The sequence below is a fragment of the Iodobacter sp. genome (assembly GCF_025352645.1).
Classification (GTDB): domain Bacteria; phylum Pseudomonadota; class Gammaproteobacteria; order Burkholderiales; family Chitinibacteraceae; genus Iodobacter.
The window spans coordinates 1-13,853 of sequence record NZ_JANXSO010000026.1 but is presented as its reverse complement, the minus strand read 5'-3'; the positions used below and the strand labels follow the sequence as shown (position 1 = coordinate 13,853).

At 38.0% G+C, this 13,853-nt stretch carries 15 protein-coding genes; 9 read left to right on the top strand and 6 right to left on the bottom strand.

Features of this window, described 5'->3' with window-relative positions:
• Positions 1-302: 302 nt before the first annotated feature.
• From Q0R17_RS03335 to Q0R17_RS03320, 4 genes are all read left to right on the top strand, one after another.
• On the top strand, positions 303-692 hold the full coding sequence (locus Q0R17_RS03335; RefSeq protein WP_293932111.1) for a dihydroneopterin aldolase: 390 nt from the start codon (positions 303-305) through the stop codon (positions 690-692).
• A gap of 53 nt (positions 693-745) precedes the next feature.
• Entirely contained in the window at positions 746-1,528 is a 783-nt protein-coding gene (locus Q0R17_RS03330; protein WP_293932109.1) for an N-formylglutamate amidohydrolase, read from the top strand.
• A gap of 221 nt (positions 1,529-1,749) precedes the next feature.
• A complete protein-coding gene (locus Q0R17_RS03325) occupies positions 1,750-2,478 on the top strand; it encodes a thioesterase domain-containing protein (protein WP_293932108.1) in 729 nt (242 codons plus the stop codon).
• A gap of 196 nt (positions 2,479-2,674) precedes the next feature.
• Positions 2,675-4,276 carry an AMP-binding protein gene (locus Q0R17_RS03320; RefSeq protein WP_293932106.1) on the top strand — a complete coding sequence of 534 codons (1,602 nt, stop codon included), beginning with the start codon at positions 2,675-2,677 and terminating at the stop codon, positions 4,274-4,276.
• 104 nt (positions 4,277-4,380) lie between these two features.
• Here the strand turns inward: Q0R17_RS03320 and Q0R17_RS03315 are convergent, their stop codons facing one another.
• Positions 4,381-5,505, bottom strand: coding sequence for a transposase (locus Q0R17_RS03315; protein ID WP_293932104.1), 1,125 nt, complete (start codon positions 5,503-5,505; stop codon positions 4,381-4,383).
• A 207-nt stretch (positions 5,506-5,712) separates the two neighbouring features.
• Between Q0R17_RS03315 and Q0R17_RS03310 the strand changes: the two genes are divergently transcribed.
• Together Q0R17_RS03310 and Q0R17_RS03305 are read left to right on the top strand one after the other, a co-directional pair.
• The gene (locus tag Q0R17_RS03310; RefSeq protein WP_293932102.1) at positions 5,713-6,750 is read left to right on the top strand and encodes an IS3 family transposase; all 1,038 of its coding nucleotides are present in this window, start codon (positions 5,713-5,715) and stop codon (positions 6,748-6,750) included.
• Positions 6,751-7,223: 473 nt separating this feature from the next.
• A complete protein-coding gene (locus tag Q0R17_RS03305; RefSeq protein ID WP_293932100.1) occupies positions 7,224-7,940 on the top strand; it encodes an ISAs1 family transposase in 717 nt (238 codons plus the stop codon).
• A gap of 45 nt (positions 7,941-7,985) precedes the next feature.
• Here Q0R17_RS03305 and Q0R17_RS03300 read toward each other — a convergent pair whose 3' ends face one another.
• From Q0R17_RS03300 to Q0R17_RS03285, 4 genes are all read right to left on the bottom strand, one after another.
• Entirely contained in the window at positions 7,986-8,243 is a 258-nt protein-coding gene (locus Q0R17_RS03300; protein ID WP_293932098.1) for a hypothetical protein, read from the bottom strand.
• Between the two features lie 918 nt (positions 8,244-9,161).
• On the bottom strand, positions 9,162-9,779 hold the full coding sequence (locus Q0R17_RS03295) for a cyclodeaminase/cyclohydrolase family protein (protein WP_293932096.1): 618 nt from the start codon (positions 9,777-9,779) through the stop codon (positions 9,162-9,164).
• Positions 9,780-9,787: 8 nt separating this feature from the next.
• Entirely contained in the window at positions 9,788-10,627 is an 840-nt protein-coding gene (locus Q0R17_RS03290; protein ID WP_293932094.1) for a bifunctional 5,10-methylenetetrahydrofolate dehydrogenase/5,10-methenyltetrahydrofolate cyclohydrolase, read from the bottom strand.
• Between the two features lie 535 nt (positions 10,628-11,162).
• The gene (locus tag Q0R17_RS03285) at positions 11,163-11,384 is read right to left on the bottom strand and encodes a hypothetical protein (RefSeq protein WP_293932092.1); all 222 of its coding nucleotides are present in this window, start codon (positions 11,382-11,384) and stop codon (positions 11,163-11,165) included.
• A gap of 47 nt (positions 11,385-11,431) precedes the next feature.
• On the opposite strand from Q0R17_RS03285, the gene Q0R17_RS20035 reads away from it, so the two are divergent.
• The 3 genes from Q0R17_RS20035 to Q0R17_RS03275 all read left to right on the top strand — a co-directional run bounded on the left by Q0R17_RS20035 (position 11,432) and on the right by Q0R17_RS03275 (position 13,610).
• On the top strand, positions 11,432-11,725 hold the full coding sequence (locus tag Q0R17_RS20035) for a type II toxin-antitoxin system HigB family toxin (RefSeq protein WP_374759850.1): 294 nt from the start codon (positions 11,432-11,434) through the stop codon (positions 11,723-11,725).
• Positions 11,725-12,150 carry a type II toxin-antitoxin system HigA family antitoxin gene (locus Q0R17_RS03280; RefSeq protein WP_293932090.1) on the top strand — a complete coding sequence of 142 codons (426 nt, stop codon included), beginning with the start codon at positions 11,725-11,727 and terminating at the stop codon, positions 12,148-12,150. Before Q0R17_RS20035 ends, Q0R17_RS03280 begins: the two co-directional genes overlap by 1 nt.
• A 914-nt stretch (positions 12,151-13,064) precedes the next feature.
• Positions 13,065-13,610 (top strand): PAAR domain-containing protein, encoded by a 546-nt coding sequence (locus Q0R17_RS03275; protein ID WP_293932088.1) that lies wholly within the window; start codon positions 13,065-13,067, stop codon positions 13,608-13,610.
• A 30-nt stretch (positions 13,611-13,640) separates the two neighbouring features.
• On the opposite strand, the gene Q0R17_RS03270 is transcribed toward Q0R17_RS03275, so the two are convergent.
• The coding region (locus Q0R17_RS03270) for a hypothetical protein (protein WP_293932086.1) at positions 13,641-13,853 on the bottom strand (213 nt) is incomplete at its 5' end.

The following is a 13,853-nucleotide window of genomic DNA, read 5'->3' as shown; positions in this document are numbered from 1 at the left end:
ATATTTTTTCCATATAACTAAAGTGCCTTTTAAAAGATTAATCAATCCAATTTTACTAAATAATTCATTATTATGGGTGAAACCCGTGTATTTCTTCAGTATTGCTCGCGGATTTCACCCGCCCTACAAATTCAAAAACCATGCCCAGCACTCAAGAAATCCATCTACATTGAGTCCATTGAGCAAGAGGCATAATCAGGATCATTCATCTATAAAAAAAATACCTATTATTCAATTAATTTATATATCAACACCTAGATCAATCTTATAGGATACAACCATTGTATTATGCTGACGAAACTATGAACTTACTTTTAATGAAAAAATCTAAATACAAAGAAACTCGAATATTGTATGTAGAAGAATACATAAGTGATGCATATATAGGCATTTATGAAAATGAGAAGAAAAATTCTCAACGCGTTAAAATTAGTGTTTCTGTTATTGTAAAAAATATAGATGAGGCACTCAATGACAATTTTGAATTTGTTCTTGACTATTCCACACTAAGGGAGATAGTAATTGATGTATTGCATAATAAACATACAGAATTACAGGAAACTGTTTGTGATAGAATTGCTGAACGCTGTTTATCATTTAATGACGTAATCAAAGTATGTATAAAAATCGGAAAGTTAGATGCATTTAATGATTGTCATGCTATTGGCTGCATTCTAATAAAAGAAAAATAGAAAGCTATTATAAAATACACAAATTACTCAACAAACAAATTGACAAAATTGCAATGTTTACAACAATAAAAAATACAAACAGTAATTTACCTTTGATAATTGATATTCCCCATAGTGGCAGAATATATCCAAGTGATTTTAAATATTGCTGTGACCTCCGCTCCCTTCAGTTAACTGAAGATCGATATGCAGATATACTATTTGAAGGACTATATAAGCATTCCCATACAACAATAATAGAGCAATCACCAAGAACATTCATTGATATCAATAGAGACAATTATAATTTAGAAGAAAAAAAAGGATTACGCCTAATTACGCTAGATGGAAAAAAAATATATGCTACAATCCCAGACCGCTTTGAATATTATAGAAGAGTAAAAAATAACTATTATCCATATATAATGGGTGTTAAAAAGGCTATAAATAAATGCGTTAAAAAATATGGTATGGCAATACACCTTAATTTACATACATTCCCAACAACTAGAATTGATAAATATTCAAAAAATAGAGAAACAATCCCTAATCAAATATATTTAGGAGATACTTTTGGTACAACAGCAAACCCACTTTTATGTAAATTTATAAAAAATAATTTTGATGCTAATAACCTCTCTGTAGAAATAAATGACTTATTCCCCACTGGTCATCTTATTAAAGAGTTAAGTACCCCCCAAGGAAAAATAAACTCAATCATCATTGAAGTAAGGAGAGACACGTACTTAGACGAAGATTACTATATTTGTGGAAAAAAACTTGCAGAAAGCCAAAAAATAATAAGTACATCAATAATAAGTGCAATTAATCAATTTATTGATAGTGAATTCGTATAAAAATTGCCATAAGCAACAATAACAAGTAATACACTTCAAATTTCCCAGCAAGAAAGCCATGTGTAAAACAAAGCTTGTAAGTAATAAAACGTAATACAATTTTGGCTTTAGTTATGCGTGACCACTTGTTGACTTAAATACTAAATTTTTAATCTTTAGGGGCGAAAATTTAACCATACGCATTAAAGTGAATTAATCATACAACATGGAATATAAACATAATGTCTATAAATAATTCAAACATGTGGAACACATCGCTAATCTGCATACGCAACGAAGGAAGAAAATCCCCTTTAGTTTTAATTTCTGATTTAAGTGCTTCTATTCATATATATAGAGACTTGGCAATCTTTTTTAACGACCACCCTGTTTATTCTTTTCATACGCCAGGTCTTAGAGAAAATGAAGCTATTATAAATAATATAATAGACCTCTCAAAAAAATACGCACATGAAATAATGAATACATTTCCTAACACTCCAATAAAACTGGGTGGATATTGTTTAGGATGTGTTATTGCATTAGAAGTAGCAAATCAACTAGAGAAAATAGGCATAACTGTTAATTTTATCCTACTAATAGGACCATCCATACAGCGATCAATAGTTAGTCATGAAAACACCACAGCAATTAATAAATTTGCACATGAACAAATAAACACTGTTTTAGCAGAAAACAGACGAGTAGTTGCACTTGAATTTGTCAAAAGGATGACGAATGTTCGCAACGCGTTGTTAAGCTCTGCTATCTTGCATAGAATGACACCCATTTCTTCAAAGATTAAAATGTTTATTCCCTCAGACTTTAACGAAGAAACAATTATTCATCTTATTGCACATTGGTCACAATTAACAACTTCAATAAAAGTTTTAAAGTCAAGTTCAGAGCATAAAAAAATGTTACAAGATAAAAAATTTTTTGAGCTTTTGCAAGCTGAAATAGATATTTAAAAGAACGAGAATTATATTAATAAGAAAACTAAAAGTAGAGGATATTAATACACAGTCAAATTTAATTTTTATAAAAAATATACTACTAATTTTATGAGATAACATTATCGCAGTTTTTAAATACATTAAAAATATAACTTAACTACACTCAATATAAATAATTAACAATAATATTTAATTGACAAAGAGATTGAAAATGATTGAAAAGTCAGAGCATATTAATCGGTATAATAATATAGCTAAGATTATTGAGAACCTGCACTTTCAAAAAAATAGAACTATTATTTATTGGAAGCGAGGGAGTCGTATAGAGAAGTCTCATACTGAGTTGCTCGTTGACATTAAAAATGCCGCATGCAATATAACTCACTTAATTGAAAATTATAACATTGAAAAAATAGGAATTTGTGGCCAAATTAGTTATGATTGGCTTGTACTTGATTTAGCATGCCTATTATGTGGCGTTGTTTCAATTGCCATTCCATCTGGAACAACACAATCAAATCTCAATTTTATCAAGAATGAAATTGGCATAGATCTATTGTTAGTTGATACAGAGTGGCAATTTAATATTCCAGATAGTACCAATATTATCTATTTTGGAGAATTTGGAAAAAACGAAGAAAACCATATATACTCAATAAAGCCTTCCTCTTGCATTATAAAAAAACCAACATCATCTATATATTATACAATTGCATTGACGTCCGGCACCCAAGGTGACGGGAAAGCTTTATACTTACCTTACTTTGAGATAAATTCTAGTTTTTTTAAATCATCGAAAAATTATATAAATAAAGATAAAGATAAAGTATTTATTTGGATGGAGTTTTCCCATTATATTCAAAGACAAGTTGCTTTTCGCGCACTTGCACTCGGCAATAACTTAGTTTTATCAAATAGCAAGCAGTGCATATCACATTTGGCCTCTGAAGGGGCAACTCATATGATTTGTACTCCATACCTTTATGAACTTTTGGCGGAAAATATACAAAAAAAAATAAATAATTTTAATTTAATTATGAAATTTTTTTATAAAATATATACGGCCATGAAAATAAATGAATATGGAGTTGATCACCTATTATATAAAATATTCTTTTTAATTTTTATAAGAAAAATTACACATATTTATGGTGGGTTAGCCCATGAGTTTATATGGAATAGTGCAAATATTTCTCCATCAGCACTAACTACATTCTACTCTATTGGTATTAAGTTATATGGAGCATATGGAATTAGTGAAATTGGGCCAATTTCCACTGATAATGATAGTACGTTTATGCTTGGCAGTGTAGGTCAGCCAACTAGAAGTGTAAAAATATCTGAAGAAAATGAAATTTTAATTATGTATGATCACCTCATACGTGATAAATCTCGTTTAAACATTGATGATGATGGATACATACATACAGGTGATATTGGATATATTAAAGATGGTAATCTATTTGTGACAGGGCGACTTGATGACATCATCATCAGTCATAATGGAAAAAAAATAAAACCATTAGAAATAGAACAAGAGTTAATGAGAAGCAATGAAATACGTGATGCTTGTATTTTTTTAGAAAAAAAACACAAATTATGCGCTATAATTGTTAGCAATAGTGACATTAAAACAATTAAAAATGAAATAAAGGAAATAAATAATAGTTTAGATGATTATTGTAAAATAAATAGATTTATCCTTGCTAGACCTTTCTCACTTCAAGACTCAACATTAACCGCCAACTTCAAAAAGAGAAGACATTCTATACAATTAATGTATCAGAATGCTTATTTTGAGTCCGTCTCATAACTTATGCTGACTAGCGCACGTGGCCGAATGAAGTGTACTAGTCATTTAGCCACGATAAGTGTCGAAGTAATGGCCCGGTAATCCCAATCCTATCAACTTAAGCTTCAAACCCCTGATTTATAAGCCGTGAAATCATGCGGTTTGGGATGTTTGGGGCGATCTTTTTTTGCGTGAGGATCGAAGTAAATCACCGCTTTGCATAGCTCATTCAGTGCCAGTTTTAGTCGAGTGATCGCCCGTGGTTTTTTGAGCAGAACAGCGGGCAAGCAGCGCTTTAAAATCGACAACGCAATGGCTCGATTGATTTTGTAGCAACAACCATTTTCCACTGGGGCAGGAAGCATCGTTGCTGAAGTGGCAACACATAAAGAATGCAAATTATCGGCAACAATTTTGGCACCAAAGTCTTGTTGCGCGGCGAGCCAGTTATCACCGGTTACCGACTCAAGATGTAGTCTGTGTTTGAGGCGCTTAAAGGCTTCCTCAATGCGCCAGCGTTGATGATATAAGCCACTAAAAACGGCAGCAGGATAGCGTTCTGTATCCAATAAATTAGTCATCACCACTCGAATCGTGCCATTGGGGCAGATGGTTTTGACGAAGCGAACTTGAGTAGGAATGCGTTGGCATTCATAGTCCAGCGCATCTTGTTTATTGGGTGCAGAGAGAGTGGCGATGAGTTCAGTTTGCTCGCTGCGCAGCAGTGTTTTAGCCGCAGTATAGCTCCATTGATCGACACGAATACAGAAGTATCGCTGGCGCTGGCTAAGTACCGCCGCCAGCCAGCGGCTGGGGTAGCCCTCAAGGAGCAGTAAATCATCTGCTTGAACGTGCTCTAGGTGTTCAAACAGCATTTGCCGCTCGCCCACCGAAGGCAGATAGAGCTCAGCAGACAAGGTGAGCTCTGCACCGGGAAGGTAAAGGGCAAATGCGGCGGCGTTTAGCTTTTGCGTGGAGCCAATTTGGCGTGCGGGTAAGCAGAGAAAGGAGGCATCGGCAGCGACTAATCGCAAGCCCTGCCAACGTGGAGTGAACGTGGTTGTTTGCTGAAGTAGACGCTGATTGAGCAGTGTAAATGCCTTGGCAAAAAAAGCCATTAATTCTGCATGTACATTGCTGCTCATGCAGGCCAGAATGGTGGAAAGCAGCAGAGGAAACGGGAGTTTGCGTTGACGGGTAAAGGCGGTTGCTTGTAGGCGAGAGGCTTGGGCGAGCTCTTCGGAGTGCAAAAGAGTCGATAAATTACTAACCACGTCAGTTAATGTACTTAATCATATTGTAATTATAAATCAGTGAGTTGCTATTGATTAAAGATGTTGCCGCATGCCTTGAATAAAGGCAAGCGGCTTAAGTTGATAGGATTGCCGGTAATCCCCCCACCAAATAATCGTCGTTTTAAGTAGAATTTTCTCGTAATGAATTTGAGGAAGTTTTACATGAAATCATCTCGTTTTACTGATAGCCAAATCATTGCCATCCTTAAGCAAGCCGAAGGCGGCAGTACTGTCGCTGAGCTCTGTCGCGAACATAGCTTTAGCTCGGCTACTTTTTACAAATGGCGCGCGAAATTTGGAGGCATGGACGCCTCCATGATGGCACGCCTTAAAGAGCTGGAAGGCGAAAATCGTCGCCTTAAAGAGCTGGAAGGCGAAAATCGTCGCCTCAAAAAAATGTATGCCGAAGAACGTCTGAAGGCTGAAATCGTCCGGGAAACGGTGGCCTGCTTGGCGTTTGGCATCAGCCAAACTTGTTATCGCTATGTCAGCCAACAATCAAGCGTCAACCGGCAGATCGCTGATCAGTTGATTACGTTGACACAAAATCAGCGAAACTGGGGTTTTGGTTTGTGCTATTTGTATTTGCGGAATGTGAAAGGCCATCGCTGGAATCACAAGCGTGTATATCGGATTTACCGGCAATTGGCGCTCAATCTGCGAATCAAACCGCATAAGCGCTTGATTCGCACCAAGCCTGAGCCACTGGCCGTACCGGAGCATATCAACGAATGCTGGTCGATGGATTTTATGCATGACCAACTGGCGGATGGGCGCAGCTACCGTTTATTGAACGTCATCGACTACTTTAATCGTGAGGGTTTGGCAATGGAAATTGATCTGTCCTTACCTGCAGAGCGCGTGGTCCGTGCGTTAGAGCAAATCATTGAATGGCGAGGTAAACCGAAAGCCATTCGTAGCGATAATGGCCCAGAGTACATCAGCGCAACCTTGCTCAATTGGGCGGCCAGGCAAGAAATTCGGCTGGAGCACATCCAACCGGGCAACCCCCAACAGAATGCGTACGTTGAACGCTACAACCGGACTGTGCAATATGACTGGCTGAATCAATACTTATTTGATTCAATCGCCGAAGTTCAAGAGTTTGGCACGAGTTGGCTGTGGACTTACAATAATGAAAGACCGAATATGGCTTTGGGTGGCATTACGCCGAAACAAAAATTGGCACTTGCTGCTTAGCTTTACTTTTAACCCCGATTAAAAATGGGGGGATTACCGCCTCACGGCTTCCTCATAAAAAGAACCATTAAGTGTACATTGCGCTGCTTTCTATAAAGGAACGCGTAAAACGATGATTCATGAGCCGCTGGATGATTTTCTTTACCCAAACCAAACCAAGTCATCCTCAGTTTTATTGATGTCCTAAAGCAAAGTCTCCCAGATCATCGTGATAACAGAGGAAAGCGCCATTGCATTGTCTTTATGCATTGTTTGTTTTTTGCTGGCAACGCTATCGGGGCGACATAAACTATCTAGCATTCATCGCTTTATCTTTAATCGATTGGATTGGATTGGGGGACTTCAGATGCACTTGTTAACCCTTTCTTTGGAGCAACCATTGAGTCTCGCGGTGATAAAAAATGGATTGCGCTAGACGGTAAAGCGTTGCGTGGTAGTCAAAATAAAAATGACATGCAAAGTATGGTTTTGCTGTGGATCACACCACGCGTGAGACCGAGCCTCAAGCGAGACAAGAGGGAGAGAAGTCGAGTGAAATCAACGTTGTACGCATTGTACGCACGCTATTAAGCGAGACGGGTTTGGATTCACAAAAAATATCGCTAGACGCTCATCATTGCACCCCAACAACGACAAGCCAAATTCATCAAGCGAAAGGTATTTACTTGGTCCAAGTTAAGGAGAATCAAGCTGCGCTGCTACGGCAATGCCAAGCATGCCTAGGGGACGCTAGTTGCAACAGTAGAATTGCAAGAGCACAACAAAGCAAATGGCCGTATTACATCACGCTATTCGCTCCACGTTTGAAACATAGCCAATTGAGTGCATTAATCGTCATTAAGCGCGAAACGTATCAAATGTCAACGAAGAAAAGCACAGTAGAGACGTCGTACTACATTAGTAATCAGGCTGTTATCTTCGGCACAACAGTGCAGTCTAAAGATTTGATTCAGGCGGTGCAGAGGCACTGGGCTATCGAGTCCAATAATTGGATTCGTGATGTTACTTTTAGCGAAGATCAGATCAAAGTGAAGTCGGGCAATCAAGGGCAAATCATGGGTCTATTACGCGGCCTAGCCATCGAGTTGATTCGGAAAACAGACATAAAGAATTTCCAAGCCGCCATTGAGCGCTTTAATGACAAACCTAGCGACTTGGAATTGATGCTGAGGAAGGCGAGATTTTTATGAGAAAGCCGTGCCCCCCCCCAGCACTAGGTATGTGGTGTGTCGAATTTAGATACGTATTCTTTCAATAAATGCATATAAATCGCCAACAGTATTCAAATCGTTAGGGTAAAAAAGCTCACTTAATTTACGTTTCGAAATATACTCATTTTCATCTAATAATAAATAAAGATGAACAAAATCTATTGAACTAAGTTCCAATAACTCCATAGATAGAAGATCATATTGATCACCATACAATAAAACAATAAGCTCTTCTATAATATTTTCTGTAGTGGGTAATTTATTTTTTCTCCAATTTAACATTTAACCAAACCTTTTTATCTATAAAGCCATTCTACCTAGGTCAAATTAATTTTAAAAAGACCATAAAAAATATGTTATCTATCCCTTAAAATGGCATACTAAATTCATTAGCCATATAAAGTCATAACCTTATAAAATGAAGAACGAATAGGTTATGCGAAAGATACTGTTTAAATCGAACATGAATTTTTTATTTTCAAGCAGTAACATATCCCAATTAATACTTTGGAAAATTCATTTAGAAAAGAGCCTGTTTGATAAGGCTTGTTTCCCACGCACCCAGAAACCTTCTTTCGTTTGAGTATGCTAGGATTATTCTGATTTTTTTACTAAAAAATGCTAATAAAATAAGAACCTCGAATATACAAGGAATATTATTTTTTTCATCTAAACAACATGCGTGCACGAGACAGCACCGTCGACTAAAAGGATAGAGTGCTAAACCTTGAACCACAGAGTAAACCATCAAATCTATCATTTTCTCTGTGAAACTCTGTGTTCTCTGTGGTTCAAGATTTGGGTTTTGCTCACACACCTGAGTTAGTTACAATTTTTATATGATAAAATTTCACCTGGCATGTTAATCTATTTTAAAAAAATGCACTTGCTAACGATTGTAGCCATCATGTAATTATTATAAAAAGTGACCTGATTCTGTCTCTTGCTCAGCCAAGCGCCCATATGGGCGTGGTCTGACTAGAGTAAGGCATGCAGCATGTGTGGACTAAGGGCTCCCCAACTCAAAACAGATCAGACCGTCCGAATTAATGCCATATAGATTACTAAATCAAGGGGGCCTGAGCAAGAGACATAATCAGGAAAAGTAAAGTGGGGACTGAAAACCAATGCCCCACTTTTCAAAATTCAACTAGAGCACTATTAGCTGAGCAGTATGCATTATTACGAAAAAAAATAATTTTATCTTTCAAATGCTAACAAATCTGATATTAATTTCATGTGAATGTCATTTATATTTAATAGATTGCTATCTAATTCATGATAAGAAAGATTCCCTTTGATACTCAAAAGATTTGCACGTGCATTTTCAATAGCAACAGAAACCATAGCAGAAACCAAATATGCGCCAGCATGAATATCTGCAACAATGGTACGTTTTATCAGAGGCTTAATTTCTATACAAGTTTTTAAGATGTCATTCCCCGTTTCTGCCATTAAAACCCCTAGTGCTATCGCATCTATTGCAGCTTTTTCAATATGTTTTACACGATTAACTTGCTCATCTGTTGTTTGCTTAGGTAAATTTAAAGCGGAAATGTATTGAAAAAAAACATTAGCATCTCTTTGTGCAAAACTCAGCAAATTTTCTGCATTTTCTTGAAAAGAAAGATCCGCAACAACCAGTTTTTCAATACTATCACTTTTCAAGGTAATTCTAATTGCCTTCAAAAGTAAAGCGACACCTAAATTAGCACAAGTACAAACTACGCTCCCCCCCCCAGGGACTGGATTTGTTGATGCAGCAGCTTCAAAAAGGCTGGGAATTGAATTCGGGATGTGTGAATAGATACTTTTCATATTAAACTTTATAGACGAATTGCTTTTAATAAGTTTGAAAAAATCATAGAGTTAGTAACTGCACCAACCCCCTTTGGAACCGGTGAAACAATAACACCTCGTGCAGAAAGTGCTGCACTATCCAAATCGCCTGTTGTAATATTATTTATAAAGGATATGCCGCAATCAATGGCAACTTGATCTGCACTGAACCACTCACTTTTAACTCTCCCAGGACAACCGATCGCTGTAATAATAATATCGCTTTGTTTAACTGCGTCTTCAATTGCAGAGAGAGGTGTTCTAGAATGGCAAACCGTTACTGTTGCATCCCGATTTATCAACATCTGAATTAATGGTCTACCAACAGTACGACCTCGTCCAATAACACAGACATTTTTTCCACTAAGTGTTAATAATGATTCAATAATATGCAGAGCAGCGGACGGAGTCGCAGGTGCTATACCTAAGTGCTCTTGATTAGATAAAATTAAGTTTGAATTTTTTACACCAAGCCCATCGATATCTTTTTTATGATTAATTGCATTTACTAACATTTCAGAATCAACATGAGAAAATGTAGGCAAACCAACAAGTATGCCATTAACACTAGAATCCTCATTGAGTCTTTGAATAACCTCTATAACATCGGAAGTACTTTTGCTTTGATCACAAATAATTGACTCATAAATAATTCCAAGCCCTTCAGCTTTACGTCTCTTTGTTTCCGCATAAGATAAGACAGCTTGATTTGATGTAGCTAGAATCTCACATAGCTTAGGCGGAGAAGTATTTTTACTAAGCACTGAACAAGCATCTATCAACTCAGTATCAAGTTTTTTTACAATGGCGCCACAATCAATAATCATTGTGAATTAATTACCTTTTATGTGTTAATTATTTAATTGCAAAGCAATTCGCACTAATGCTACTTAGGAAAAATTGCATCAAAATTTCGTCTGTAGATAATACCATACGTTACCGTTGTCGTGTCCGAGTGTTGTTGCCATGTCCGACTGTTGTCATATCCGAGTGTCCGCCATAACTATCTGATACACATTGTCAGTATTTTCAAAGCAAAACCATCACATTTCAGCTCAACTTCTACCTAGATCGATATCAGATATGAGCTGGTTTGACTCTTTTTCACGCAAACTGACTTATGCAGACGTGCTTCACCCTCCATTTTGCGGTGTCGTGTCCGACTGTCCGCCATGCCTCCCCGAGGCCCAGTGTCAGTATTTTCAAAGCAAAACCAACACATTTCAGCTCAATTTCTACCTAGAGCGGAATTCGATATGCGTTGGTTTAACTATTTTTTAAGCACCCCGGCAGCTCCTGACGTGCTTCTCCCTCCATTTTGCGGACAGTCAAATTTGCTATAGAACGCGCCTTACTGCTTAGCTATTGCCGCAGATAATACCCTGCCAACAAACCATCCAACGCCTCGACCAAAATAGGATCACTGTCTGACTGCTGGATATCAACCCACGTCCGCCCTTGCCAAGCGTCAGCGGGTGTAAGGCCAGCTAGGTTTTGATGAGGGCGGATGAAATTGTAGAACAAAGAAAACTCAGCTAGCGCACTTTCCAGCACCAAGCCATTTGGCAGAAGAAGCTGGCGCAATGCTCCCCCAGAATTGACGCAATACCATTTTGGTATATACTTAAATCATGCACGTTATATCTAAACCTATCCTTGTAGAATTCTGGACCCGTCATCCTAATGCCCAAAGCCCACTGCAGGCATGGTTTCGCACGGTAGAAAGTGAGGCTTTTGTCGATTTTAACGACTTAAGGACTACCTATCCCAGTGCTGATTATGTTGATGGATTGACCATATTCAATATCGGGGGCAACAAGTACCGACTGATTGCTTCTATTCACTACAACCGACACAAGATCTATATTCGCTCCATTTTGACGCATGCAGAATATGATCGTGGTAGCTGGAAGCGAGGAAAATAATGAAACAAGCCAGACAAATCGTACCCGCGCCGAATGATATTCTTCGTGCCTGGACCCCTTTCAAACAATTGCTTGGCATCACGTCAGTACATTGCGAAGCCGATTATGCTCGGGTCAGTGCCATTGTTGATTCACTATTGGATGAAATCGGCGATGATGAAACGCACCCGTTAGCAGACGTGTTAGATTACCTAGCGGATCAAATGAAAGCCTACGAAGACGAATGTGTGTTCATTCCTGAAGCGGAACCACATGAGGTATTACGCTTTCTGATGGAGGAGCACAGCCTCAAGCAAGATGACCTAGAGGACTGCGCACCGCAAAGCCGTATTTCAGCGATTTTGAACGGCAAGCGAGCTATCAGTAAGGATATTGCCAAAAAGCTAGCCTCTCACTTTCACGTACATGCCGATGTTTTCCTATGATGTTGGTTAAAGTTTAATCAGTTTAAGTAAAGTTCCGACCAACGGTTGAAGCACTTATTGATCTAGCTATCAGCAGCTTGTTATACATTGCTACACCAGCCCTTTCAAGGTGGACTTTTTGTAAAAAGTATGGTTTTTTGTAGTTTTTTTGTGTAAAAACGCCAAATATTTCACAGTTAAATTGTTTTTGAAATTTATTGGTAAGTATTTGATGTGGTTGAGTAATAAATAACCATCCTCTGTACGATACGTTTTGATACATAGATTTAGTAATGTATCAACAAAAACAATCTTACTTTTTGCGATTAAAGTAACGCACACTGTCGCAAGCTTGTGTCAGAAATATGTTATTTTCGACTAAAAACTAGTTGTTTTCATTAAAAAAAACATTTTCCTATCATGCTTAACTTGGCTTGTCCACCTTGAAAGGGCTGATTGCTACACCTATATTCTTACTAAAAAATAGGGTTGGATTTTGCTAGCCACCGCTAAGCAATATTGTCTCTTCCAACCGCCAAACTGTAAGGCTGGCAAATAATGAAGACCCGTAAGAATTCGACTTGTTGTTTTAGCTTGCTACAGATAGCTACAGCTATATATGGCTGTGAGAGCAATTTGGATTCCAGTGGCCGTCCCACCACCAGTATAAAGCAATGAAATCAGCCACTTAGAGAAATCTAAGTGGCTTTTTTTATGCCTAAAAAGGCCCTTTTAGGCCCAACAATAGCAACATTAATAGCAACATTCCTTACAAAAAACACAGTTCAACAAAAAAACATTGCATCAACAATGCAAGTCCTGTGTGCATTAATTACATCAGTTTGCCTAGCCAATACACCCTACCTCTTATTGTGGGTCTAGTAAGCAAAGATTAAGATTAGTGTACTAATCTTAATCTCTTATAGGTAGCAGGCATGAAAAGAGTAATACGCTTAGGCGACCAAACCAGCCACGGCGGAGTTGTAATAAGTGCTGCATCAACAAGCAATATGTTTGGCAAGCCTGTTGCTCTCCTTGGGGATAAAGTTAGCTGTCCTATCACTGGCCACGGCGTTTGCCCAATTATTGAAGGCGACCCCTCGTGGAGTGTTGGCGGTAAATCCGTTGCATTAGAAGGGCATAAGACTGCATGTGGGGCGGTTCTAATCTCATCCATGCCAGAGATCGGACGCTCATATGAAGGAAGCGGTGCGGCCTCTTCAGGAGCATCAAGCAACGCAGGAAAAGCGATTGCAGCGGCAGCGGCTCTAGCGGCTACATCTAAAATAATTGACAGCCTATTTAATGATAAATTTCAATTATTAGATAGCGAAACAAAAAAGCCAATTGCTAATCACCTTTATGCAATTGTACGAGAGAATGGCCAAACTGAGCATGGAGAAACAGACGAAGAAGGAAATACACATCTTCTTGATTCCATAACCAAAGCTGAAAATATAAAAATTTATTTGGAGGGTTAATAGATGCCAAATCAAAGCATACAATCTCCATCAGGCAAAGAGATGTTTCTTGTCACCAATAAAACAACTACAAACACAGAAAACAAAGAAATTAAAAAAATATTCCTGATTATGTCTCTTGCTCAGGATCCCTTGATTTAGCCATTCGCGCGGCGTAAAGTGAACGAACGTTCTGTTTTGCGGAGGTGGATCATGCCCATCAATGGCATTCAGATGCAAAAAGGCTTGTCTTTGCCTGAGTTC